Origin of the sequence: Pseudomonas gingeri, assembly GCF_013386115.1 — a bacterium.
Lineage (GTDB): Bacteria > Pseudomonadota > Gammaproteobacteria > Pseudomonadales > Pseudomonadaceae > Aquipseudomonas > Aquipseudomonas gingeri.
Window position 1 is genome coordinate 848,133 of record NZ_JACAOR010000001.1, and the last position, 25,006, is coordinate 873,138.

Annotated in this window: 16 protein-coding genes and 1 pseudogene; 6 read left to right on the forward strand and 11 right to left on the reverse strand. The window is 58.3% G+C overall.

The window, feature by feature from the left end:
• Positions 1-166 precede the first annotated feature (166 nt).
• Positions 167-8,866: a glycoside hydrolase family 94 protein gene (locus HX881_RS03555; RefSeq protein WP_177082812.1), complete on the forward strand. Its 8,700-nt coding sequence runs from the start codon at positions 167-169 to the stop codon at positions 8,864-8,866.
• 48 nt (positions 8,867-8,914) lie between these two features.
• On the forward strand, positions 8,915-9,643 hold the full coding sequence (locus HX881_RS03560) for a Crp/Fnr family transcriptional regulator (RefSeq protein ID WP_177082814.1): 729 nt from the start codon (positions 8,915-8,917) through the stop codon (positions 9,641-9,643).
• 261 nt (positions 9,644-9,904) lie between these two features.
• On the opposite strand, the pseudogene HX881_RS33105 reads toward HX881_RS03560, so the two are convergent.
• A pseudogene (locus tag HX881_RS33105) lies at positions 9,905-10,132 on the reverse strand (DUF1652 domain-containing protein); the annotation flags it as partial.
• A 348-nt stretch (positions 10,133-10,480) separates the two neighbouring features.
• Entirely contained in the window at positions 10,481-11,491 is a 1,011-nt protein-coding gene (locus tag HX881_RS03570; RefSeq protein WP_177082816.1) for a zinc-dependent alcohol dehydrogenase family protein, read from the reverse strand.
• Positions 11,492-11,656: 165 nt separating this feature from the next.
• Here HX881_RS03570 and HX881_RS03575 point away from each other — a divergent pair, with 165 nt between their 5' ends.
• The gene (locus tag HX881_RS03575) at positions 11,657-12,571 is read left to right on the forward strand and encodes a LysR family transcriptional regulator (protein WP_177082819.1); all 915 of its coding nucleotides are present in this window, start codon (positions 11,657-11,659) and stop codon (positions 12,569-12,571) included.
• A 72-nt stretch (positions 12,572-12,643) separates the two neighbouring features.
• On the opposite strand, the gene HX881_RS03580 is transcribed toward HX881_RS03575, so the two are convergent.
• The 5 genes from HX881_RS03580 to HX881_RS03600 form a co-directional block, all read right to left on the reverse strand.
• Positions 12,644-13,711: a Rieske 2Fe-2S domain-containing protein gene (locus tag HX881_RS03580; protein WP_177082821.1), complete on the reverse strand. Its 1,068-nt coding sequence runs from the start codon at positions 13,709-13,711 to the stop codon at positions 12,644-12,646.
• 39 nt (positions 13,712-13,750) lie between these two features.
• Complete coding sequence (locus HX881_RS03585; protein ID WP_177082823.1) at positions 13,751-14,860, reverse strand: terpene synthase family protein; 1,110 nt, start codon at positions 14,858-14,860, stop codon at positions 13,751-13,753.
• 51 nt (positions 14,861-14,911) lie between these two features.
• Positions 14,912-15,850, reverse strand: a complete 939-nt coding sequence (locus tag HX881_RS03590) for an SAM-dependent methyltransferase (protein ID WP_177082825.1) — start codon at positions 15,848-15,850, stop codon at positions 14,912-14,914.
• Positions 15,851-16,364: 514 nt separating this feature from the next.
• Entirely contained in the window at positions 16,365-17,312 is a 948-nt protein-coding gene (locus HX881_RS03595) for an alpha/beta hydrolase (protein WP_017128613.1), read from the reverse strand.
• 20 nt (positions 17,313-17,332) lie between these two features.
• Positions 17,333-18,202: an MBL fold metallo-hydrolase gene (locus HX881_RS03600; protein WP_017128614.1), complete on the reverse strand. Its 870-nt coding sequence runs from the start codon at positions 18,200-18,202 to the stop codon at positions 17,333-17,335.
• Positions 18,203-18,302: 100 nt separating this feature from the next.
• Here HX881_RS03600 and HX881_RS03605 point away from each other — a divergent pair, with 100 nt between their 5' ends.
• Positions 18,303-19,208: a LysR family transcriptional regulator gene (locus HX881_RS03605; protein ID WP_177082827.1), complete on the forward strand. Its 906-nt coding sequence runs from the start codon at positions 18,303-18,305 to the stop codon at positions 19,206-19,208.
• Between the two features lie 16 nt (positions 19,209-19,224).
• On the opposite strand, the gene HX881_RS03610 is transcribed toward HX881_RS03605, so the two are convergent.
• The 4 genes from HX881_RS03610 to HX881_RS03625 all read right to left on the reverse strand — a co-directional run bounded on the left by HX881_RS03610 (position 19,225) and on the right by HX881_RS03625 (position 22,741).
• The gene (locus tag HX881_RS03610; protein WP_017128616.1) at positions 19,225-19,569 is read right to left on the reverse strand and encodes a cupin domain-containing protein; all 345 of its coding nucleotides are present in this window, start codon (positions 19,567-19,569) and stop codon (positions 19,225-19,227) included.
• A 176-nt stretch (positions 19,570-19,745) separates the two neighbouring features.
• Entirely contained in the window at positions 19,746-21,497 is a 1,752-nt protein-coding gene (locus HX881_RS03615) for a Shedu anti-phage system protein SduA domain-containing protein (protein ID WP_177082829.1), read from the reverse strand.
• A gap of 64 nt (positions 21,498-21,561) precedes the next feature.
• Positions 21,562-22,116, reverse strand: a complete 555-nt coding sequence (locus HX881_RS03620; protein ID WP_177082831.1) for a hypothetical protein — start codon at positions 22,114-22,116, stop codon at positions 21,562-21,564.
• Between the two features lie 124 nt (positions 22,117-22,240).
• Complete coding sequence (locus HX881_RS03625) at positions 22,241-22,741, reverse strand: Lrp/AsnC family transcriptional regulator (RefSeq protein WP_177082834.1); 501 nt, start codon at positions 22,739-22,741, stop codon at positions 22,241-22,243.
• 119 nt (positions 22,742-22,860) lie between these two features.
• On the opposite strand from HX881_RS03625, the gene HX881_RS03630 reads away from it, so the two are divergent.
• Positions 22,861-23,895 (forward strand): histone deacetylase family protein, encoded by a 1,035-nt coding sequence (locus HX881_RS03630; protein WP_017128620.1) that lies wholly within the window; start codon positions 22,861-22,863, stop codon positions 23,893-23,895.
• A 50-nt stretch (positions 23,896-23,945) separates the two neighbouring features.
• Positions 23,946-24,998 (forward strand): ornithine cyclodeaminase, encoded by a 1,053-nt coding sequence (locus tag HX881_RS03635; protein ID WP_177082836.1) that lies wholly within the window; start codon positions 23,946-23,948, stop codon positions 24,996-24,998.
• Positions 24,999-25,006: the final 8 nt, after the last annotated feature.

The following is a 25,006-nucleotide window of genomic DNA, read 5'->3' on the forward strand; positions in this document are numbered from 1 at the left end:
CTTATGTTCGCTAGCGCACAGACATCCGCCTGCCTCAACGACGACACTTGAAGCCTGCGCCCAAGCCCATCATTGAGAGCTTTCGCCTGACCACCCCATGGCCGGCGATGCCTGCCTGCCCTTGGCTAATCAGCATTTGTCTAGGGCATGTCATGCCAAGGAAATCATGGACAGTCATTGGCCCATGCGACTGCTTCAGTTGTGGCGCTTCCCTGCCGTTCGCCTGCAACACTGGATCGAGTCCCGCCGTACCTTCGCCTACGAGCCACTGTTGCGCTCGGAGCTGTTCAGCGCCGAACAGATGGCCAGTCATGGCACCCTGCTCGCCCAACAACACCATCTCAACCGGCGTTCATCGAAAGACGCCCTGCTCGCTCGACTGGCCGACAACGAAGCCACCCTGGCCAGCAGTTGCCGAGCACTCACCACGGCCCCCGCATCCACTCGCAGAGCCACACCGGCGGCAGAATGGTTGCTGGACAATTACTACCTGGTGGAAGAGCAGATACGCACCACCAAGACTCACCTGCCGCGCGGTTACAGCCGCGAGCTGCCGTGCCTGGCCGCGGGCCCGTCGGCCGGCCTGCCACGGGTCTACGATATCGCCCTGGAAACCATCTCCCACGGCGACGGGCGTGTCGATGCCGAGAGCCTGAGCCGGTTCGTCGGCTGTTATCAGCAGGTCACCCCCCTGACCCTCGGCGAACTCTGGGCCATCCCGATCATGCTGCGCCTGGCACTGATCGAAAACCTGCGACGGGTGGCTTCACGGCTGATGGCCAACTGGGTGGACCGCAACCTGGCCAATGACTGGGCCGATCACCTGATCGAGACTGCCGAGCGCGATGCCAAGAGTGTCGTGCTGACCGTGGCGGACATGGCCCGTTCCGCCCCGCCCATGACGTCTCCCTTCGTTGCCGAACTGGCACGCCGCCTACAGGGGCAGAACGCTGCGCTGATCCTGCCATTGGCCTGGATCGAGCAGATGCTCGGCGAGTCGGGACTTAACATTGAGCGCCAGGTGCAGGTCGATGCCCAGCAACAGGCAGCGGACCAGGTGTCGATCAGCAACAGCATCACCAGCTTGCGATTGCTCGCCGCGACCGATTGGAAGGCATTCGTCGAAAGCCTGAGTCATGTGGAGCAGCACCTGCTCACTGACCCTTGCGGTGTGTATCCGCAAATGGATTTCCCGACCCGCGACCACTACCGGCATGTCATCGAACGCCTGGCCAAAAGGGCTGACCAGACACAGGAAAGTATTGCCCAGGCGGCCATCGCCCTGACCCGCGAACGTGCCTTGCCGCCGCTTCAGGATGACGTCGCCGGCCATGTGGGGTACTACCTGGTCGGGCCGGGGCTCGAGACTCTGGAGCGGCACATCGGCGCCAGCATGCCTTGGAGCGTGCGCTGCCAACGATGGCTGCTCAGTGCACCGCTGACCTTTTTCCTCGGACCGGTCGCTGCGGTGAGCGCACTGTTGGCCTGGCCGTTCTTCACGGAGCTGTATCGCGATCACCTGCCCGGTTACGCATTGGCGTTGCTGGCCCTGCCCGTCCTGCTGATCTGCAGTCGACTGGCAATCGACCTGGTCAACGCCTGGATCACACTCACCTTGCGCCCCAGCGTTCTGCCCCGGCTGGACTACAGCACAGGTATTCCTGCACGGGCACGTACGTTGGTGGTCATTCCCACCCTGATAGCCAGCGCCGGCGATATCGACGAACTGGTGGACAACCTGGAGGTGCGCTTCCTGGCCAACCGCGACGCCCATCTGCATTTTGCGCTGCTGACAGACTTCATGGATTGCACGACGCAGACAACCCCCCAGGACGATGCGCTCCTCGACCAGGCCCAGGGCTTGATCGAGGCGCTGAACCGCAAATACCCGCATCCCGATGAAGACAGGTTCTTTCTGCTCCACCGCCCCAGGCGCTGGAACAGCGTCGATCAGGTCTGGATGGGACACGAGCGCAAGCGCGGCAAACTCGCGGAACTCAATGCTTTGCTGCGCGGCCATGGTCGTGACCGGTTTTCCCTGATCGTCGGTGATATCCAGGTCCTGCAATCGGTACGCTACGTGATCACGCTCGATACCGACACCCAGCTGCCTCGTGATGTCGCCCGCCAATGCGTCGGTGCGATGGAGCATCCGCTGAACCATCCGCGGTTCGACTCGCGGGACGGACACATTGTCAGTGGTTATGCGATTCTCCAGCCTCGGGTCGGCATCAGCCTGCCGAGTACCGCCCGTTCCCCCTATGCCCGCCTGTTCGGCAGCGAAGCCGGGGTCGATCCCTATACCCGTGCGGTTTCAGACGTCTATCAGGACCTCTTTCTGCACGGTTCATTCATCGGCAAAGGCATCTATGCCGTCGATGCTTTCGAGCATGCGCTGCAGGATCGCTTCCCGGATAACCATATCCTCAGCCACGACTTGATCGAGGGGTGTTATGCCCGCTCGGGATTGCTCAGTGATGTGCAACTGTTCGAGGAGTACCCGGCCCGTTACACCGCCGACGTCAAACGCCGCCATCGCTGGATTCGCGGCGACTGGCAATTGTTGCCCTGGCTGATGCCCTGGACCCCGAAGGCCCCCGGTGGGAACGAGCGCAATCGCCTGTGTGCGGTAGCGCGCTGGAAGATCTTTGACAACCTGCGGCGCAGCCTGGAGCCGGCCGCCTTACTCACCCTGCTGCTATGGGGCTGGTCCGGCTCGACTCAACCGCTGTCCTGGACACTGGCCCTGTTGATGCTTGTTCTGATTCAACCGCTGTCGAGTTCGCTGCGAGAGCTGATCAATAAAACCGTCGATGTGCCAGTGGAACAGCATCTGATAGCGGCCATGAGGCTCTGCGGCCAACATCTGACCCGAGCCCTGCTACCCCTGCTCTGGCTGCCCTTCGAGGCTTTCTACAGCCTGGATGCCGTGGCGCGCACCCTATGGCGCATGACCGTCAGCCAACGCAGGCTGTTGCAATGGCAGCCATCCCGCGAGGTCGAGCGCAACGGTCAAAACCGCTTGCAGGATCTTTATCGGGAAATGTGGATTGCGCCGGTGTTCGCGATCGGACTCCTGGTCTTCTTGCTGATGACGCCGACGACACTCGCCCTGGCGGCGCCCTTTATCCTCGCCTGGCTAGCAGGTCCGGCCGTGGCCTGGTGGATCAGCCGCCCGTCGTCCCGTGCACAGCTGCAACCTTCGCATCAGCAGTTGCGCCTGCTACGTGCTTTGGCCCGCAGAACCTGGGCGTTCTTCGATCAATACGTCGGTCCGGCGGACAACTGGCTGCCACCTGACAACATTCAGGAGGCGCCACGTTTTCTCATTGCCCACCGCACCTCACCAACGAACATGGGCATGGCGTTGCTGTCCCATCTGGCGGCCCACGACTTCGGCTACCTGAGCTGCACCCGACTGCTTGAGCGGCTGGAGCAGTCACTGACCACCATGAGCGGCCTGGAGCGTTATCAGCGGCACTTCTACAACTGGTACGACACCCAGACATTGAAGCCCCTGCCAGCGCTGTACGTCTCGACCGTCGATAGCGGCAACCTGGCAGCACTGCTGCTGACGCTACGCCCGGGGTTATTGGAACTGCTCGGTGCGCCGCTGCTTCACCAGCGGCTGTTCAATGGCCTGAACGATACCCTGGAGGTACTGCAAGACACCCTGGTCAACGCCGGACTCGATGATCCTTCGGTCAACACCCTGAGGGAACACACCCTGTTGACCATGGCGCGGGCGACGGCCCATCCAGAGCAGTTACGCAGCCTGCTGCAGGAAACGCTGGAACAGATCATCGAGGTGGTTGCCACACCGCGCTCGGTGACCACCGATGAGTGCGAGTTCTGGTATGAGGCGACGCTCGCCCAATGCGTGGACCTGCTCGCCGAGAGTCGGCGCTTCGAGCTTCCCGACACCCAGGCAAATGACTGCCTGGCGAAGAACAGCCTGGACGAACTGGCCCAACTCGACGTGACGCGGTGGCTACCCGAACAGCGCAATCAGGTCGGCGCGGTACGCTCTCTGGCGGCGGCACGTATCGCCACGTTGACACGGCTGGCCGAGAGCGCCGCGCAGATGGCGGACATGGACTTCCGTTTCCTCTACGACACGCGCCGTGATCTGTTCGTCATCGGCTACAACGTCGATGAACACAGGCTCGATACGGGTTATTACGACTTGCTGGCCTCGGAAGTACGGCTGACCAATTTCGTTGCCATCGCCCAAGGGCAGATCCCACAAGAAGGCTGGTTTACCCTGGGTCGCCTGCTCACCAGCAACGGTGGCGTACCCGTGCTCCTGTCCTGGTCCGGGTCGATGTTCGAGTATTTGATGCCCATGCTGGTGATGCCCAATTATGAGGGCACGCTACTCGACCAGACCTGCCGTGCAGCGGTGGCCTTGCAGATCCAGCACGGCCATCACCAGGGCATTCCCTGGGGCGTATCCGAGTCGGGCTACAACACGCTCGACGCTCATTTCAACTACCAGTACCGGGCCTTCGGGGTGCCGGGACTGGGCCTCAAGCGCGGCCTGGGTGAAGATTCGGTGGTTGCCCCCTATGCCACGGTGCTGGCGTTGATGGTCGACCCCATCGCGGCCTGCCGGAACCTGCAACGGCTCACCGAACTGGGCCTGACCGGACGCTTTGGCCTGCATGAGGCGGTCGACTTCACCGAAGCACGCCTGCCACGCGGACAGGACTTTGCTATCGTCCAGTCCTTCATGGCCCACCATCAGGGCATGAGCCTGCTGGCCTTGACCAGTGTGTTGCTCGATAGACCCATGCAGCGCCGCTTTGAATCCGATCCACAGTTCCAGGCCACGGCCCTGCTCCTTCAGGAACGGGTACCGAAAACCGCCGCCCAGTACCTGCACGCTTCCAATGCGCCGGCGGCCGATGAAGCGGCACGCATCAATGAAACCAAGCTGCGGGTCTTCACCGACCTCGATCGCAAGCGCCCAGCCGTGCAGTTGCTGTCCAACGGCCGCTACCATGTGATGGTCAGCAGTGGCGGCGGCGGTTACAGCCGATGCAACGAGCTGTCCATTACCCGTTGGCACGAGGATGTGACCTGTGACAACTGGGGGATGTTCTGTTACCTGCGCAATGTCGAGAATAACGTGTTCTGGTCGGCGGCCCATCAGCCGAGCCTGAGCAGGACACAGAGCCAGGAAGCGATTTTCACCGATGCCCGCGCCGAATTCAGGGTGCGTGAGCAGGACTTCGACAGCCATACCGAAATCGTCGTGTCACCCGAGGACGATATCGAGTTGCGGCGACTGCACATCACCAACCGTGCACGGGTACGTCGCAGCATCGAGCTCACCAGCTATGCCGAGGTGGTGCTGGCACCCGCCATCAGTGATGCCGTGCATCCGGCCTTCAGCAACCTGTTCGTGCAGACAGAACTGTTGCAACCGCTACAGGCCATCCTGTGTACGCGCCGCCCACGCTCCACCCAGGAATCCACCCCCTGGATGTGCCATCTGCTGGCAGCCCATGGCGCGGGCATCGATGAGATTTCCTACGAAACCGACCGTGCCCGCTTTATCGGCCGAGGCCGGTCGGTGGTTCGGCCCGCGGTCATGGAGCCCGCGGTGCCGCAGCTTTCCGGCACGGCCGGATCGGTGCTCGATCCCATCGTCGCCATTCGCTGTCGCATCAGCCTGGAACCGGGCCAGACCGCAACCATCGATCTGGTGACCGGGGTGGCCGACAGCCGCGAGCACTGTGTGCAGTTGATCAACAAATACCGTGACCGGCACCTGGCGGATCGGGTCTTTGACCTGGCCTGGACCCACAGCCAGGTGCTGTTGCGACAGTTGAATGCCACCCTTGCCGATGCTCGCCTGTTCGAGCAGATGGCCGCGTCGGTCATTTACGCCAGCCCTTCGTTGCGGGCGCAAAGCACGGTACTGCTCGCCAATCGCCGGAGTCAGTCCGGGCTGTGGGGGCAAGCCATTTCCGGCGACCTGCCGATTGTCCTGCTGCAGATCTCGGAATTGGCCAACATCGAGCTGGTACACCAGTTGATCAAGGCGCACGCCTATTGGCGGCAGAAAGGCCTGGCAGTAGACTTGGTGATATGGAATGAAGACCAGGTGGGGTACCGTCAGCAACTGCAGGACCTGATCATGGGGCTGGTGACCTCCGGCAGCGAAGCGAGCCTGGTTGATCGCCCTGGGGGAGTTTTCGTGCGACCGGCTCAACAGTTGTCCAGCGAAGACCGCACCTTGATGCTCTCGGTTGCCCGGCTGGTGCTGAACGACGACAAGGGCAGCCTGGTCGAACAGGTCCAGCGCCGCCACGCAGATCCCCTGCTGCCTCAACTCGAGCCTCGGCTGCCACGGATCGCGCCCCCACCTTCAGCCGAGGCGGATCCGACAGACGATTCGTTGATCCTGGGCACGCCCTACGGCGGGTTCTCCCCCGAAGGAAATGAGTACGTGATGACGTTGCTGCCCGGCAAACCGACACCCGCCCCCTGGGCCAACGTGTTGGCCAACAGTCAGTTCGGCACGGTGATCTCCGAAAGTGGCAGCGCCTACACCTGGAGCGAAAACGCCCACGAATATCGCCTGACTCCCTGGAACAACGACCCGGTCACCGACGCCAGCGGCGAAGCCCTCTACCTGCGCGACGAAGAAACCGGGCACTTCTGGTCGGCGACGTCACTGCCCTGCCCCGGCCGAGGCGCTTATCGCACCCGGCACGGCTTTGGCTACAGCGTTTTCGAACACGAGGAAGACGGCATCTGCTCCGAGTTGTGGGTCTATGTGGCGCTGGATGCACCGATAAAGTTCTCGCGACTGAAAATTCGCAACACCAGTGGCCGGCCACGCAGGATATCGGCGACGTGTTACGTGGAATGGGTGCTCGGGGACCTGCGCAGCAAGTCGGCGATGCACGTAGCGACCGAAATGGATCCTTTCAGCGGTGCCCTTCTTGCCCGCAACGCTTATTCCATCGATTTTTCCAGTCGAGTGGCGTTTCTTGACTGCGATTCGCCACAGAGCAGTTTTACTGCCGACCGCGCGGAGTTTATTGGACGCAACGGCACACTGAGCGCACCTGCCGGCTTGAAACGGGCGCGCCTGTCCGGACGCTGTGGCGGTGGTTTTGATCCCTGCGGGGCGATTCAGGCAGGGTTGGCGTTGGCGGACGGGGAAACCCAGGAGGTGGTCTTCCGCCTGGGAGCCGAACAGGACGAAAAGTCGGCCTCCCGACTGGTGCAGAAGTACCGTGGCCTGAGGGCTGCGGTCAACGAACTGGACGCCGTGATCACGCATTGGCGCAAGACCCTGGAGGTCATCCAGATCCAGACACCGGATCCGGGCATCGATGTCCTGGTCAACGGGTGGCTGATGTACCAAGTGATCGCCTGCCGGTTTCAGGCACGCAGTGGTTACTACCAGTCCGGCGGCGCCATCGGCTTTCGCGACCAGTTGCAGGACAGTATGGCGATGATCCATGCGGACCCGGCGGCGGCACGCCGGCATCTGCTGCTCTGCGCCGCTCATCAATACCCCGAAGGCGATGTTCAGCACTGGTGGCACCCACCGCACAATCGCGGGGTACGCACGGCCTGCTCCGACGATTTCCTGTGGCTGGCACTGGCAACCAGTCGTTATGTCCTGATCACCGGGGACAACGGTGTGCTTGATGAGAGCATCGGCTACCTCGAAGGCCGGGCACTGAATCCTGGTGAAGAGTCCTACTACGATTTGCCAGGCAGCTCTCCACTCAGGGGGAGCCTCTACCAGCACTGTGTGCAAGCCATCGAAAAGAGCCTCGGACGTGGCGCTCACGGCCTGCCCCTGATCGGCACAGGCGACTGGAACGACGGCCTCAATCGTGTCGGGGAAAAAGGCTTGGGGGAAAGTGTCTGGCTGGGGTTCTTCTGTTGCGAGGTGCTGCAGCAATTTGCCGAGACGGCACGGATCCACGAGGATGCCGATTTTTCCCGTCGTTGCCGGGAGCATGCGGCCATTCTCGCGGCGAACCTGGACAGTCAGGGCTGGGATGGCGCCTGGTACCGTCGCGCGTACTTCGACGATGGCCAGGTCCTGGGTTCGAGCAGCAATGACGAATGCCGGATCGACTCCATCGCCCAAAGCTGGTCGGTGCTCTGCGGTGCCACCGACACGTCTCGGCAACACGCGGCGATGGCCGCCCTCAACCACTATCTGGTCAAACGTGACACGGGGGTGGTGCTGTTGCTGGACCCTCCCTTCGACAAGGGCGGGCTCGACCCCGGATACATCAAGGGCTACGTTCCCGGGATCCGCGAGAACGGCGGCCAATACACGCACGCTGCGGTGTGGGCTAGCATGGCCTTTGCACGCCTGGGAGACGCCGGCAAGGCCTGGGAGTTGCTGGGCATGATCAACCCGGTCAACCGCCGAAGCGCCGCTCAAATCAACACCTACAAGGTCGAACCCTATGTGATGGCCGCTGATGTCTATGGCACCGCCCCCCATGTCGGTCGAGGTGGATGGAGCTGGTATACTGGTGCGGCGGGCTGGATGTACCGGCTGATCGTCGAGTCACTGCTGGGACTGGTGCGCACAAGCCAGCAATTGCGTATCGAGCCTGTACTGCCGTCGGCATGGCCCGGCTACACCTTGCAGTACCGGTTCGGCACGACGCTCTACCACATTGAGGTCCGCAGGCAGGACACCGGGGCAAGCAGCCTCAGCCTCAACGGCCAAACACAGGCCGATGCCAGGCTGGCGTTGCAGGACGACGGTGGCGAACACCAGGTCCTGGTCCAGTTTTGCAGTCCCGCAGTGTATGTTCCCCCGCGAGTTGAGCGGCCCGTTCTGAGCGATCACGTACGGAACGAGCCTTTCTAAACTATGCTCGTCGGACGTTGGTTCATTCAGTCGATGGTGGCTTTTTAAATGGTCGTTGTACCCAAGCCACAACATAACCTTCTGCTGGCAGCGCTCTCCGAGGCCGTCCAGAATCGCCTTGTACCCGATCTTGAGCCGGTGCATCTCCCTCTCGGAGAGGTGCTCTATGAGTCGGGAGACACCTTGCGTCACGTCTATTTCCCCATCGACAGCATCGTTTCGCTGCTCTACGTCATGGAAAGCGGCGCTTCGGCGGAAATCTCGGTGGTGGGCAATGAAGGCCTGGTCGGTGTTGCCGTCTTCATGGGCGGTGAAAGCACACCAAGCCGGGCCGTTGTGCAAAGTGCCGGAAACGCGTTTCGTCTTCCCGGACAGCGACTCAAGGACGAATTCAATCGTCACGGCGAGTTGCTGTTGCTGATGCTGCGCTACACCCAGTCGCTGATTACCCAGATGGCCCAGACCGCTGTGTGTAACCGACATCATTCGATCGATCAACAGCTCTGCCGCTGGTTATTGCTGTCGTTGGACCGCCTGCCCGGTAACACACTGACCATGACCCAGGAGTTGATCGCCAACATGCTGGGCGTGCGTCGCGAAGGTGTCACCGAGGCCGCCGGCAAATTGCAGCGCCAGGGAGTCATTGAATACAGCCGTGGGCACATCAAGGTGATCGATCGTCCCAAGCTCGAGCAACTGAGTTGCGAATGCTATGCGGTGGTCAGGCAGGAAACCGATCGTCTGCTGCCCTACCTGCCCCAGCACAGGCATGAGTGAGCACGGTCCCTGCGGTTCTATACTGCAACATGCCAGTTCGGCCTGTTTACCCGAACTCGAATCCATCCTACCCCTCTCTGAACGCCGCTCCGGCCTCCTGTATCAATCTACGCCACTCATCGCTGCTAATGAGCTGCGCAAGTTCCATCGCGTCGGCCGCTCGTAGTAATGCGTCATAACGCTCTTCGGCATTCATAAGAGCTCGGGGTTGTGTCAATAACCTTCGCCAATTTGCCATCGCCTGCTGTCGTTGCTCATCGCTCATACAGAATCAGTACCGTTAGACTTTATATATTCAGGGCAAAGATCAGCCCGCTCGTGAGTCAATCTCAAATCTTCCTTGATTTCCTCAACCAGCTTTCCGATTTCTCTCACACCAATGAGCTCAGCCACGAACCCCACACTGACCAACAACTCAATCCGACCGGAATCAGGGTCGACTATTCTCACGGTCAGAGACCGGGAAGAGTCGATCTGGCATCGGCAAGAAAGAGGGAGGAAAGAGGGAGGAAAGAAGACTCAACAAGATGACGTAGCTGAATATCCGAAAGCATTTCGACTCCTGAAAAACAGGAGTCAGCCAAAATACTCATGCAAAATGTGATGATCAGAGAATAAAGAAATAGCCTGACCGCTTGATCTCAAAACACTTGGCGAGATGTCGGCACATATAATTATACTCCACATATAAGAGCGCCTAAGATCGTTTTGAACTAGGGGAGTGAGCATCTTCAGCTGCTTGCCGATGGGCCTCTTCCTGACGCCCCTCTGGCTTGACCGAGGCGCGTGATCATTTCACGCCCTCGGGCATTACCAGCACCCTGCTATTGTTTTTCGCTACGAAACCTTGATGACCACCTTGCCGAATGCGCCCTTGCCCAGGTGCTCATAGGCCTGGCGTGCCTCTTCGAATGAATAGACATGGTCAATGACAGGACGAATCCGGTTTTTCTCGAGGAACGCATTCATGCGATCAAAGGATGAGCGCGGAGCCACGGCGATACCCCGCAGAGTCGTCTGACGGAAGATCAGGGGCATCAGGCTCAACGCTGTCGTTTGTCCGGTCAGAAAGCCGATCTGGGCGATCTTGCCAGCGGCTTTCGTTGCGGCGATCGACTGGTTGAGACCATTGCCGCCGGCGACATCCAGAAGCAGATCCACGCCCTTGCCGTCCGTGAGTTTCAGAACTTCTTCCGCCCATTTTTCGTGGGTTCGGTAGTTCACACCCGCGACCGCACCGAGCTTCTTCACGGCCTCCAGGTTTTCATCGCGGCTCGACGTGACGATGACCTTGGCACCCAGCGCCGTGGCGAGTTGCACGGCGAAGATCGAGACGCCCCCGGTGCCCTGCACGAGCACGCTTTCACCCGGCTTGATCTGCCCGAAATCCACCAGCGAGTACCAGGCCGTCAGTGCCGCGATAGGCAGTGTCGAAGCCTCTTCGTCAGACAGGTTGTCAGGCGCGCGCACGGCGCTTTCCTGATGGATGATCATGTACTCGGCAAGGCCACCGGGCAGCGGCGAGCCGAAGCAATAGTCGGGTTCGTCCGGGCCTGGCGCACCGTCCAGCCACCGCGAATAGAGATGCGAGTTGACGCGGTCGCCGATCTTGAATCGGTCGACGCCTTCGCCTACCGCCACGACGCTGCCCGCTACGTCGCTCACGGGTATCAGCGGTTTCGGCACCTTGTGCGGCTCGTAGATGCCATCGACGATTGCCTTGTCACGGAAGTTCAGCGAAACCGCACCGACCTTCACCAACAGCTCCCCGGCCTGGGGTACTGGTGCGGGGGTTTCGCCGAGGATCAGGTTGTCGAGTCCGAAATCGTTGAGAAGCCAGGCTTTCATTGTGTTTCTCCGAAGGACACCAGGGATCTGGTGGAATGCCGCCATTGTTTACCCACTACCGGACTCGATAAATGCGTCGGCCATGACAAGACTGTTATGCTATTGAGCAACAATCATCTTCGGATGGAGATGATGATTGGCAACAAACAACCCGTCCGAGGCGCCATGGAACTGTTCCAGTCAATGCAGGTATTTGCCCGGGTAGCCGAGCTGGGCAGTTTCACCAAAGCGGCGGATTCCATTCAGTTGGGGCGGCCCCAGGTCACCAGGGCCATTCAGGAACTGGAGGCCTCGCTGGGCGTCAGGCTTTTCCAGCGCACGACGCGGCGAGTGAGATTGACCACCGAGGGGGAGCAGTTCTACGAGCGGGTGAAAGACATCCTTGGCAATGTCGCCGCCGCCACCTCCCTGTTCGATCTGACCGGCGCCTCCATGCGCGGCAAGTTGCGCGTCGACATTCCCAGCGCCTTTTCCCGGCCCGCCTTCATCGCCAGCTTGCAGGAGTTCACCCACCGCCATCCGGATATCGAAATGACCCTGGGTGTCACCGACAGAACCGTGGACCTGGTGGCCGAAGGCGTGGACTGTGTGCTGCGTATCGGCGAACTTCCGGATTCAAGCCTGATCGCGCGGCGCATAGGCTTGGCCACCATGGTGACGTGTGCCGCACCTTCCTACCTGCAGGCGTTTGGCAGCCCACAGACACCGGATGACTTGAGTGCCCACCGCGGTGTCAGTTTTCTCTCCGGACAAAACCATCGACCGCTACCGTGGCATTTCCTGCAGGAGGGAACCGAAAGGAGCTACGTCAATCGACGCGGCATCATCGTCAACGAGTCCAACGCCTACGTCCAATCCGGCGTCGCGGGATTCGGTATCCTGCAGGCGCCCGGCATCACGCTGGACAGCTGTCTGGCCGATGGGTCACTGGTCGAAGTGCTCAAGTCATTCAGGCCACGGCCACGCCCCGTGTCGCTGCTGTATCCAAGCCGCTCGCATCTTGCCCCCCAAGTGCAGGCGTTTATCGACTGGGTCAGCCGGAAATTCCCGAGTCTTTATGCCGATTGGCTGGAGCAATGAACGGCCCCTGACTCAATACGGGGCGCGCTCATCAAGGAGCGCCTGCACGGCCCCGATCACCTGCCATAGGGTTCAATTACCGATGCGTTGGTTACCGCAATGGATATTCGCATCAGAGATATCCGCTCCGAATCTTCCGGCTTCAGGGCTGGCGGAACGTTTACTTTTTTCCACCGGATAGAATTGTGCCGCCCAACGACGATATGTGAGTAGCGGCGCATCGGTAGCTGATGGCTTCGGGTATAGGGGGTAATTTCGTTTTTCCCAGATATCCATGTCTTGTTTCAGCTGTGGGAGATACCAAAGATGGAAAAGAGCAACAGAGAACACTCCGTATACAAGTTTCTGTAAAAACGCCGGCCATTTCACAAGCCAAGCGATACGCAGCCTCATGCTTTCCCGATATGTCCATTTCAAAGGACCAATCTGGGCGGGCACCACCAGGAATGTAGCGCGCACGTCGGCACGCTTCAGGCTCATTTCCACACGCATCAAGCCGAGGCCGTACAACTTGAAATCCAGGATGACCGGAAGCCCTCTTGCGGTTAAGCGAGTAAGCATATCCATGCGATGGCCATTGGCTGTCGGCTGTTGCGACACGGTGTTGCTCTCCCAGCGATGCAGCGTGTGCTGGTGAGCAGTGTCAAAGGCATTTTCGGTCGCATTCTGAAGACTGCCGGGGTGGGTACGCAGGCCTTTTATCGCCGGGCCGTAACCCGTCCAGTCGAACTCTGGTAGTTCCCACTCCGGAGGCAGCCCGTGTGCACTTTGCCAAACAGCAATGAAGCCATTCCAATCCCTTACGTGTCTGTTCTCCAACCGGGCTTGTGGGGGCTTGTCGCCGCAGCCAGTACGCACGCAGCGACCATCGGGCGCAAAGGCGAATTTATGATAAGGGCAAACAATATCCTCGCCTTCTACCTTGCCATCGCCGAGATGCGCACCCAGATGAGGGCAATAGGGGCCAACAGCGCACAAGACACCAGAATTTGTTCTATAGAGCACAACATCCCGCCCCATGAAAGGTTTGGTAATGACTGCACCAGGCTTGAGCTCATCAGTGGTGGCAATCACAAACCAGCCGTCTGGATAAGGAAATGATGAGAGATCGGTTTCGTTGGTGTGATCCGGAGCGTACATGACATCTACCCTCGAGGTTGATAGCAGTCCTGGTGACAATCACTTCATGCGGCCGGCCTGCTTTTCTGCAATATCCGCAGCGGCGATCTCATCGGTAGAGGGCAATGGTTTGATGGTCACTTCCCCGCAGATAAATCGTTTACCTTTGAAATCACTTCCGTGGTAACGCGTGCTGACCGCATGGAACTCCGCATTTCCCGAGCAGAGATGTTCCAGTTCCGTAAGGTATTCACGTACGTCGTTGCGCTCTCCGAGCGGTCCGGCAAGGACCTTGTCGCGAGAGGCAATAAGTTTCTTCTCATTTTCCAGTACGATGCCGGCTAATTTATCGAGTGCTTGCTGGAGAGTGATCCCTTCCAAGCGCATAAACAGCCAGACGGAGTTGACAGAATCGGCGATGTGTATTTCTTTTCGAAACGAATAAGGATCGTTCACCAACGTGATCGAGTCGATAGCAGCTGTTCTTACGGCAACGAGCGACTCATCGGCAGCCAAGGTGTCAGTCATATCCACATCAATCGCATATTCAGTCATCATGGCAGCCCACTCTCCATAATTATCCACGCGCCGTAGCTCCAGGTAGCGCTCAAAGGTCAGCGTGTCCATTTCCAAAGCCAGGGAGTTGGTTTGCCTGGCGATCAAGGTGTTCAATGACTCTTCCAATCGCCTCCATACTCGTGGCGTCGAAGACAGTTGCTGCTTGATGGGAAGCAAACCCTCATACAATAGCTGGGCAATTGGGAACGCTTCAGGAGGCCTGATACCTGCTATCGCATCGCAATAGTGCTGGCGAAGCTCGGCCTGCCGCTGTTGATCTGCGAGTATTCCGGGATTTGTAGTGGTGTCATCAATGAGCGTCGTGATGCTCATCATTCTTTCCAAGTTATAGATCCTGTCCTTTTTAGTGTGTGGATAGGCGAGGCCGCCATAGGCAGTCATCTCCATGGATAAATAATGGTCAACTGCCTTCTGGCTACCATAGTGAGCCAGGATATAGGGGCTGTCAGTGAGCGCGACCTGCCTGTTCGTCTCCTCGTGATCCGGATGCCACATAGGCTGTAGCGTCAAATTGAAATCAGGGTGATATATTTTATCTCCAGGCTTTGGCAGATTGGTTAGAGCATGCACAAAATTAGATGAATCACTCATGGACTTATCCCTCACGACAATCACACTTTCCTGGATGACTGATACAACAACTCAGCAACGCTTCAATATTGCGCTATAAACAGAAAATTTATTCTTGACTATCGCGACCGCCAAGCTTTCGCACATTACACGTAACTCTTCCAGCGCACCGGTGACACCGCTCGGAAAATTTCTTTCTATATTCGACCTTATGGCAAGCAACCAACGTATTGCGTCGGCATTGCTCGGCAAGACACGCATGTCCTGGGTGGAAAATCCGCTTTGCTTTATTACACTTAAAAAATATTCAGGAGTTTTCCGGTATTTACAGGCCAGTCTGTCAATGGTATCAGGGATGTCGGATGTATACCTTTCAAGCTCTCCACTGTAGAGATTTTCAGAAATAACAATCGTGCCACCTGTGGCGACGCGCCGCCATAGTTTTTCCATTACTGTTTTATACAAATCATCAGGAAAGTGTGATATCACCCCGCGTATGACTACCAAATCATAGGGCTCATCTGCCGCGGGCAACAAGTCAATATCTTGGGCATTGCACTGGTACAAGTTAATACGATCTGACAGGCCGTGCTCCATATGGAGTTTTGCTGCGTGCTCCAGCTGACGCCCGCTGATATTGATGCCATCCAGATGTGGGCAATCAGGAAAATATTCGGCCAGATACTTCAGGACCGAACCCCAGCCACAGCCAACATCGAGAATACGCTTGATTTCTTGGTTGCCGCCTTGTTCAAGGCCAGCCAGTTTCAGTTGCCTTTCGAAGTAACGAATACCAGATTCATCAAGTGTGACCGGCTGCGCAGAGCGTGGGTCATCATAGACACCGAACTGGAACCATAAGGCGTTGCCAATTGCTTTTCGCCAATTTTCAGGACTATCGCTATAGGCACATACAACTCTTTCCTGGTAGGGATTGATGTTCGCCCCCTGTATGACTCTATAAGGCGGGTGAAACTCATCGACGAGTGTTCTTGCAGTCTGTTTGTTCACTGGATTATTTCCTCATGGGTATTCTGCTCAGGTTCGTGTCCGGACTGAAGCGTTACCCGCCACGGCGACGGGGACGCAGGCGGCCGCAACAGGCGTTGATCCACAAACCTTGAGAAGGGTATTTGCCAAAGGAGCGTTGTTGCAGAAACAAACGACCTGCGCCTTCGAGAATGCAGTTCGAAAACGCTCGATGCGACTGGCCTTTTGGTGGGGCACTGTTTTTTTGAGGAGGCGGCGCAGCTTTTTTGCGGGCGTATTGGGCCCCGAACAAGTAACCCTGCCATAATGAAGACTCCATCCGTTGTGTCTTCGCTACTTGGTTGCTGCTGACCAGACGACGTAGGAAAAATCAGACATTTACATTGCCAAGGCGAAAATCTAGTTGGCAACTTTAGGGTTTTCAAGTTTTTAATAGAATCAATGTTATGTTTTTTTGCTGATTAATACTGAAAGGCTATATATTGGCCTGTCCCGCTGCCCAGAAACACCACCTGGGCAATGAACGGCCCCTGACTCAATACGGGGCACGCTCGTCAAGGAACGCCTGCACGGCCCCGATCACTTGCCAGCGGTTGCGTTCCATGAACACGCTGTGCGTGCCCTCGCCGATCTCCACCCAGCGTCGGTAGGCGGCATTGGTCAGCTTCGAAAACACCGCACGAGACAACTCCAGCGGACAGTCACGATCGCCGTCTGCGTGCACGATAAGCACCGGTACACGGATCAGTGAAGGATCATAAAGGGACCGGCCGGCCGCCCAGAATTCCCGGGTGTCCTGCACGGTGCCATTGGGTGCATCTAGTTGGCTTTCACCTGGCCCGAATGTCGCGTCGGCCCAGGCTTCGAACCAGGCCTCGGGCAGCACCGCTGTCTGTCGTTCGGCCGGTACGCCATTGAGCCAGCGGGCCTTGGCATCGGTGCGTTTCACTACGCGGTAGGCGCCCAGCGTGCCGCCGCTGTCTGCCAGGCTCGGCGTATCACGAGTCCACTGTGGCGCGACCAATACCAACTTGACCACGGCCTCATTGTGCTCGGCGGTGTACCTCGCCATCAGCGATGTGCCCCACGACCAGCCGATCAGGTTGATGCGACTGACGCCGCGACGCTGGCGCACGAATGCCGCGGCAGTGGCCACATCGCGGGTGGCGACGGGAGCACGCACCACCGGCGGATTGTGCTCTGCCGGCTGCAACATTTCCGGCGGTTTGCTTGAGCGGCCATACCCGCGGACATCGACCAGATAGGTGTCATAACCCTGTTGGGCCAGTTGGTCCATCCATGACAGGCCGTCAAGCGGCAGGTCAAAGGTGCTGGAGGCCGGGTAAGTCGAGCCGGCCACGAACAGCACGGTTTTCTCACCCGTCCAGGTCTCCCTGTCCGCTCGATGTTTATTGCGTACATACAGCTCGATCCCGGGCGTATCGCTGGGAATCCTGAATTCGCTGCAGATGATGGTGGACATTCAAAAGCTCTCCCGTGGATTCAGATAAACCGCCAGTCAAACTGACCGCCCGCCTCGCTCACAAGACCGGCGGAGGTGTGGGCGAAGTGGCTGGTGAACACCGTCAAGCCACGTTCTGCCGCCTGTTCCAGCAGCCAGCGGCGTGAGGCCCGGGCCTGTTCCGGGTGGCTGCAAAAGCAGCTGTTCCACTCGGGCCGAAACACCTGCAGGGGCTGGTGCATGATGTCGCCGCTGAACAGCCCGCCCTGGGTGTGATGCAACAACTCGATGGCCAGGTGGCCGACGCTGTGTCCCGGCGTCGGGTGAATCAGCAACGTGTCGCTGATCAGGCCTTCGTTATCGACGATCAGCGCCTGGCCCTTGCCTATCACGGGTAGCACGCTGTCTTCGAACACATTCGCGTTGAAGCCCTCCTGGCCTATCTGGTTGAGCCAGTATTCATGTTCGGCCCTGGAAAAAACGTACTTCGCATTGGGGAAGGTCGGCACCCAGCGTCCGTCCACCAGCCGGGTATTCCAGCCGCAGTGGTCGGCGTGCAGGTGGGTGCACATCACGTAATCCACCGACTCGGGCGTCACGCCGGCTTCGGCCAGTCGCTCCAGGAACGGCAGTTCCTGCTGATGAAAGCGCGGCATGCCGGGCCGCTCCTTGTGGTTGCCGGCACAGCTGTCGATCAGGATCGTGTGGTGTGGTGTCTTGACCACCCAGGTGTGAATACTGGCGATAAAGCGGTTCAACACGGGATCGAAGCAGTCCGGCACCATCAAGGTTCGGTGCCGTTCCAGCTCCAGGGAGTCCCAGTCGGGGTACAACACCTGTGGCGTAAATCCGGGGCCACGCTGCTCGGTCACCCGAGTCACCGAAACGTTGCCAAATGGGTAGGTATGCATGCGGTTGATTCTCCAAGCCGTTACCGGTCGATTGGGGAAAATGTTATATAGCCGCCCCTTGTTGGTGAAATCGACTCTCAGGATACGAGGCATAAGCACGATGAATATCACCGGTCATAACCTGGCGTTGCTGGCCTCCCTCAGTACCCTGCTGGACGAACGCAATGTCACTCGCGCGGCGGCTCGCCTGGCCATCAGCCAACCGGCGCTCTCGGCCCAACTGTCGCGACTGCGCGACCTGTTTGGCGACCCCCTGCTCACCCCGGCGCTCTCGGGCAAAGGCATGATCCTCACCCCTCATGGCGCCCGCTTGCAGGAGCCTTTGCGCCTGGCGTTACAAGCGCTGGAAGACGTGATCAACCATACGCCCGAGTTCGATCCCCACACCGCGCAGCGGACATTTTCGATTGCCGCCAACGACAATGCCGGCGCCATCATCGGTCCGCGCTTGATCCAGTTGACCCGTGAGGCGGGTTGTGCGGACATTCGTTTTGCGTTTCGCGGCCTCGACAAGAGCAAGCTGGCCGAACAACTGGAAAACGGAGAAATCGACGTGGCCCTGACCTCCAGGGACGCCGTCGCCAAAGCCTCTCAGCAATCGTTGCTGGAAGAGGAATTCCGGATGGCGCAACGCATCGGTCACTCCCGTGGCACCCACCCGCCGTCGCTGGCGGAATACACGCAGCTCGAACACGTGATCGTGTCGGGCGACGGTGGCGGCTTTCACGGATTCGTGGATGACGCGCTGTCGGAACAAGGCCTCAGCCGGCGTGTGGGCGTTTCCGTGCAGTACTACAGCCTGGTGCCGGTGATGTTGCAGGCGACCGACCTGGTCTGCACCTTGCCAGCACAGTTCCTGGCACGCTATGCCGAAACCCTGGAGTCATTCCCCCTGCCCGTGCAGGTGCGGCGCTACAACCTGTATGCCACCTGGCACTCACGCTTCGACAAGGACGCTGCCCACTGCTGGCTGCGCAAGATGCTGGGGGCCGCTGCACAGGCTTGAGCAGCGGCAGCAGGACTTACCCCAGCCTGACGATATCTACCGAGATCTCCACCGCAGTGACGGTTCCGCGGTTTTCGAGCCAGTGCGTGGTGTGCCTGTCCTCGGGCCAACCCACGCCCGGGCCGTAGTCCGTGGCGATGCCATCGCGATGATCGGTGAGCGTGCCTTGCAGGATGTAGACGGTGCCGGGCCGGTCCTTGTGATCATGGACGGGCCCGAAGACTCCTCCCGGCTCGATGGTCACCTTGCGCATGCGCAACTGGCGCCCGTCCATGCCTTCGATCTCGGGCCCCAGGTCAACCATTGTCAGTAACTCCACCGTGACGCCGCGCGTCGCGGGTATCGCCTGCTCATTGTTCATCGTCGTCTGCTCGCCGTGAGGGCAGCGTCTGATCGTGAGGGGAAAAGCCGGGCGCTGTCTCTATCAGTGAAGCCCCACTTTTGCACTCGGGACAGCGATACATCACTTGTCAGGCCCGGAAGCGACAAAAGGTCGGGCCGGTAAGGCTCAACCTGCCGGTACGGCGATCCGGCACCTCAGCAAGACGTCTTTGCTTTATCAGCATAACGCTGCAAGTTTTCCGCATCCATTTTAAATAGCGCAGTCAGTGCAAAGCTATAATGATCTGGATAGCGATCATAAAGATGGCGCATTGCTGTATCACCAAACAGACTGGGAAACCACCATGAATTCCCTTTGACATCCTGCAAAAGCCTGATCTGCTTCATACGCAGAAGTTGCTGATAATCAGGAAGGGTTTCATGTTGAGCGTGTAGATAACGGCTACCACGAAAATTGGAAATATAGATATCATGGCTACGAAGTACATAGGGTAGCCAATCATTAATAATATTCAGCAGTGTATTCCGCGCCTGATGCTCTAGCGAAGGCAATAAGCATATCAACGTTTCGATATCACGCCGCATATGAGTATCAGGATGCCCGACCAAACCCATTGCTTGCGATATTTCCTGAGTGCAGCCCAACGTCTCATTAAGCTCAAACTGGTTCCATAGCTGGTCTACAGCATGATCGTAACGTGGCGCCAAATTGATGCAAGCCTCGTAGCCATGAGGTGTTTTTGGGCTTGTCAGAGGTGATTTGGCAATAAATTCAGCATGTGTCCTGCAGAGCAGGCCGGTATTATTCTCGGTGAACAGCAAAGCCAGGTCTTTACCACAGTGTGCATTGTAGAAGCTGCGCATCACTAGAGAATTATTATCCTTCGGATCATATCTTTCATCACAACCCGGGTACTCGCAACGGGCTCGTGCTCGCTGAAACACACCAAGTCGACGCAACGGATGGACGATGAATTGCGTGCAGTCCTGGTTAACGAATTTATGACCCAAACCACCCAGTTTTATCCCATGAGGATCAAAAGCCTGCGCTTGCATCGGATCAAAAACATCCACCAGAGCCGGCAGCTTGGCCTGCAACATAGCAGGCGCATGCAAACTTAAAGCCTCGACCTTTCGAAGGGTGATCTTGAGAGTATTTTTTTGTCTAGGATTACCCTCCACCTGCTCGATCATCATTGGATAGGTCAATAAAATAATTCCATGCTCAGCGTAGATCCTATCAATCAATTGCCAATGCTGTTCGTGCAAGGGCATCTCGTTGCCAACCACCAGCAAATAGTCGACATCAAAAACAATGCAGTCACGCACATCACCGTTATCATCAAATACCTGCAGGGGGTATTTTTCAAATAGCGGACTGAGCAGCGCCAATAGAGCCTTGCGCGCATGGACGCTCGCCAGATAGGTTTTCCATTCCAGCACTTGATCGAGGGCTTTCTGCGCGCCGGCCTTCAGTCTGGAGCGCTGAGAAAAACTATTGCCAAACACACTGTGTGAAGACCGTTCTATCTCAACCAGTGTCAATTTCAGGGTGTTACCTGAGCAGGTCAGGTACATAAAGTCTGGAATAAGGCCGTTGGGCAATGGTCGCTGGCTGATGATGGAGTCAAGAAATACCCCACCCAGATAAAGCTTCGGAGTGTGCAGCAATACAGGGTCATCTTCTATGATCTGCTGCAACACTCGCTCATGAGGCAGTTCATCGAAACGGGCAAACCCGCGAGGTTTTTTCTTCTCGGTCGGTGCACCCACAGCCTTGCCTTTTTTGAAGCTCGCGCCTTGCACTTTATATTTGTTGGTAACGACAGGTTCACTCCCAACTGCGGTGTCAGCGAGTACCCGCTTCAAGCTTTGGCTATCCTTACTGATAGCTTGGCGAAATAGATCGACAAGATCTTCGAACTGAGCGCCGCTGGAATGGACCATCAAGAAATCCCTGTACGATGAAGAAGTTCGTGCCTGGTGGTAATAGGATCGATGTAGCCTCGGCCTAGGCCCAGCGCGTACCTGGCACATCCCACGCCAGGGCTCGCTGTTCGCGCAGCAACTGCCAGGTACCGTCGTGCAGGCGATGCATGGACATGCCCTTGAAGAATCGCTTGCTAGTGCCCTCGAACTCAACCAGCGATACCAGCAACGGCACGTCTGCTTGCCAGTGTCCTGAAATGTAGTCCAACTGTCTTTCGATAGTCCCCGTCGGCGCATAGCTGAACAGGAAACAGAACCGGGGGTTTTCTGTCATGGCGGCGTCGGAGAGTTTTTTCGGCTCATTGATTCTATTTTCACAGGGGCTCAACCACTCCCACTCGGCAAAAACCACAGCGGCTTGCAGTGTGTCGCGTATCACTGCGTCGGTGCGGTTGCTGGACTCGAAGTGAGCGAAATACCCCATCAGATCAGCGACTCGCCGCACGGTATAGCCGGTATGGATATTCCAATCAGAAGTCGAGCCCATGTCGCGGCTATAGCCATCCATGGGAAAGTCGCGGTACCAGCTGTAGGCAAACAAAGTTGCGAAATCGTTCAACAGACTCGTGTCAGGCATGCCTTGTATGATCCATGGTGAGTGAGACGCTGAAAGGACCCATCACTGTCTGGCACCCGTGTGCAGGCAGTGGCCCCCTCCAACCATGATACCGCTATGGCGGTTCATCACCACGCCCTGCCCTTCAGTCCTTGCCCGGCTTGGGTATCGCAATACGGCTGCTGGCCTTGACCTCGCGCAGGGCCAGGCTGGACTGGATGGATGCAATGCCCATCTGGCGCCTGAGCACCTGCTCGATAAAGTCACTGTAACTATCAAGATCCTCTGCCAACACCTGCAGCACATAATCGGCATCCCCGGTGATCTTGTGGCAGGACAACACTTCGGGCAACTGCGCGATCACCGCCTCGAAGGCGTCCGGAGCATGATCGGCGTGGGTGGAGAAGCGGATGTGCACGAACGCCATGATATCCAACCCCAGCATGCGTCGATCGAGGTTGGCCTGGTAGCCCTTGATGACGCCCGCCTCTTCCATTCTCTTACGCCGCCGCCAGCAAGGCGTCAGGCTCAACGACAAGCGCTCGCTGAGCTCGGCATTGGAAATGCTCGCATCCTCCTGCAGCAACGTGAGTATCGCCAGGTCGGTCTCGTCGAGACTGATGCGCCTGGATATTTTTTTCTGCATTGCACCACTCCTGGGTAAAAACGCCCGAACAACCTGGAAAACCACGAACATAAAGCAAAGAAATCGCACCCTGACCGGAACAAAATATTTGCACTGGCCTACATTAACGGATGCGCAGAATGTTTACAGTTTTCAGTGATTCACACCGCTTGCATCACGGCACCGAATTGAAGGATGGCGTGCTCAAGCCGTCGTTCGAACAACCCAGCCGCGCCGACACTGTCCATGATCGAGTCAAGCAGGTAGGCCTTGGTCAGATCGTCGAGCCGCGTGCGTTCGACCGCGCGTGTTATGTCAACGCGCACAGCGAGCGCTACGTCAGCTTTCTGGAAAGCGCCTGGACAGAATGGTGTGCCACCGGCCGGACTCATGACGCCCTGCCACTGGTTTGGCCAGTGCGGGATCTGGCCAACGAGCAGGTGCCGACATTCATCGACGGCAAGCTCGGTTTCTATGCCATGGACGCCGGCTCGCCCATTACCGCCACGACGTGGCAAGCGGTAAAAACCAGTGCCGATATCGCCCTCACAGGCCTGGCCCTGATCGATGAAGGCCACGACAGCGCCTTCGCCCTGTGCCGCCCGCCCGGTCATCACGCCGCGCGTGAATACATGGGCGGCTACTGCTACCTGAACAACGCCGCCATTGCCGCACAGCAGGCCATTACCCGAGGCGCCCGGCGTGTCGCGGTACTGGACGTCGACTTTCATCATGGCAACGGCACGCAGAACATTTTCTACGGACGCAGCGACGTCATGTTTGTCTCGCTGCACGGTGAACCGTCAGTGTCCTATCCGTACTACTCGGGCTACAGCCACGAAGTCGGCACAGGCCACGGCGAAGGCTACAACCTGAACTATCCGCTGCCCAGGAACACCACCTGGGAAAGCTACCGCGACGCCTTGCTCCACGCCTGCAAGAAACTCCAGCAATTCGCCCCTGAAGTGCTGGTCATTTCACTGGGCGTCGACACGTTCAAGGACGATCCCATCAGCCACTTCCTGCTGGAAAGCGACGACTTCATCGGTATCGGCGAGCTGATAGCGGGTGTGGGCTGCCCCACCCTGTTCGTGATGGAAGGCGGCTACATGGTCGATGAGATCGGGATCAACGCGGTCAACGTGCTGCATGGCTACGAAAGCAAGCGCGCCTGAGCCATCCCCTCAGTCGCAGCGTTTCACCCCCTGAACCGGAGAATAAGAACATGACTCTTTTTATCGATGTCGATCATGCCGCGCGCCTGTTCGCCAGCGTCGGAATCCGCCGGGCCATCCGCGAGATGGCCACCTATATCCACGCCGACTACTCACGCTGGGCGCAGTTTGATAAGTCGCCTCGCACCGCCAATCATTCGGCCAACGGCGTGATTGAGTTGATGCCGACCGACGATGGTCGGCAATACTCGTTCAAGTACGTGAACGGTCACCCGGACAACGGTCAAAGCGACCTGCTGACGGTCATGGCCTTCGGTGTCCTGGCCGATGTCCACAGTGGCTATCCCACCCTGCTCAGCGAACTGACCCTGACCACGGCCTTACGCACCGCGGCGACCTCCGCCCTGGTCGCGCAGTCCCTGGCGCGGCCGGGGTCCAGCACCATGGCAATCATCGGCAATGGTGCCCAGAGCGAATTCCAGGCCCTCGCCTTCCATGAAATGCTCTCCATCAGGGAGATCCGCATTTTCGATATCGATCGTGACGCTTCACTCAAGCTCAAGCACAACCTGTCGGCATTCCCGGCCATCGAGGTGATCCTGGCCGACTCGGTACAGGAAGCGGTCAAGGGCGCGCACATCGTCACCACGGTCACGGCGGACAAGGCCTATGCGACGATTCTGACGCCCGAGATGATCGAGCCCGGCATGCACATCAACGCCGTCGGTGGTGACTGCCCGGGGAAAACCGAACTGCATGCCGACATCCTGCGCAAGGCCCGGGTCATCGTCGAATTCGAACCTCAAACCCGGATTGAAGGCGATATTCAACAACTGGAGCCCGACTCTCCCGTCGTCGAGTTCTTCCGGATTGTTCAGGGCGAAGTCCCGGGCCGCGAAAACGACGCTCAGGTCACCGTTTTCGACTCGGTGGGGTTTGCCCTGGAAGACTTTTCGTCACTGCGCTACGTACACGACCTGGCGCGCGAGCATGCCATCGGTGAGCGCATCCATCTGGTGCCGACGCCGGCCAACATCAAAAACCTCTACCAGTTGCTCGACCAGCACCCCGAGGTTCCTTCACGCCTGCGCAGCGTCAGTTGATCGCCACC

What these genes read in the sequence shown, in the direction of transcription:
- HX881_RS03615 (WP_177082829.1), bottom strand. Translation starts at nt 21,497, where the DNA reads ATGGTCCATTCCAGCGGCGCTCAGTTCGAAGATCTTGTCGATCTATTT.
- HX881_RS03555 (WP_177082812.1), top strand. Translation starts at nt 167, where the DNA reads ATGGACAGTCATTGGCCCATGCGACTGCTTCAGTTGTGGCGCTTCCCT.
- HX881_RS03625 (WP_177082834.1), bottom strand. Translation starts at nt 22,741, where the DNA reads ATGCAGAAAAAAATATCCAGGCGCATCAGTCTCGACGAGACCGACCTG.
- HX881_RS03570 (WP_177082816.1), bottom strand. Translation starts at nt 11,491, where the DNA reads ATGAAAGCCTGGCTTCTCAACGATTTCGGACTCGACAACCTGATCCTC.
- HX881_RS03560 (WP_177082814.1), top strand. Translation starts at nt 8,915, where the DNA reads ATGGTCGTTGTACCCAAGCCACAACATAACCTTCTGCTGGCAGCGCTC.
- HX881_RS03605 (WP_177082827.1), top strand. Translation starts at nt 18,303, where the DNA reads ATGAATATCACCGGTCATAACCTGGCGTTGCTGGCCTCCCTCAGTACC.
- HX881_RS03600 (WP_017128614.1), bottom strand. Translation starts at nt 18,202, where the DNA reads ATGCATACCTACCCATTTGGCAACGTTTCGGTGACTCGGGTGACCGAG.
- HX881_RS03630 (WP_017128620.1), top strand. Translation starts at nt 22,861, where the DNA reads ATGTTTACAGTTTTCAGTGATTCACACCGCTTGCATCACGGCACCGAA.
- HX881_RS03580 (WP_177082821.1), bottom strand. Translation starts at nt 13,711, where the DNA reads ATGTACGCTCCGGATCACACCAACGAAACCGATCTCTCATCATTTCCT.
- HX881_RS03610 (WP_017128616.1), bottom strand. Translation starts at nt 19,569, where the DNA reads ATGAACAATGAGCAGGCGATACCCGCGACGCGCGGCGTCACGGTGGAG.
- HX881_RS03620 (WP_177082831.1), bottom strand. Translation starts at nt 22,116, where the DNA reads ATGCCTGACACGAGTCTGTTGAACGATTTCGCAACTTTGTTTGCCTAC.
- HX881_RS03585 (WP_177082823.1), bottom strand. Translation starts at nt 14,860, where the DNA reads ATGAGTGATTCATCTAATTTTGTGCATGCTCTAACCAATCTGCCAAAG.
- HX881_RS03575 (WP_177082819.1), top strand. Translation starts at nt 11,657, where the DNA reads ATGGAACTGTTCCAGTCAATGCAGGTATTTGCCCGGGTAGCCGAGCTG.
- HX881_RS03595 (WP_017128613.1), bottom strand. Translation starts at nt 17,312, where the DNA reads ATGTCCACCATCATCTGCAGCGAATTCAGGATTCCCAGCGATACGCCC.
- HX881_RS03635 (WP_177082836.1), top strand. Translation starts at nt 23,946, where the DNA reads ATGACTCTTTTTATCGATGTCGATCATGCCGCGCGCCTGTTCGCCAGC.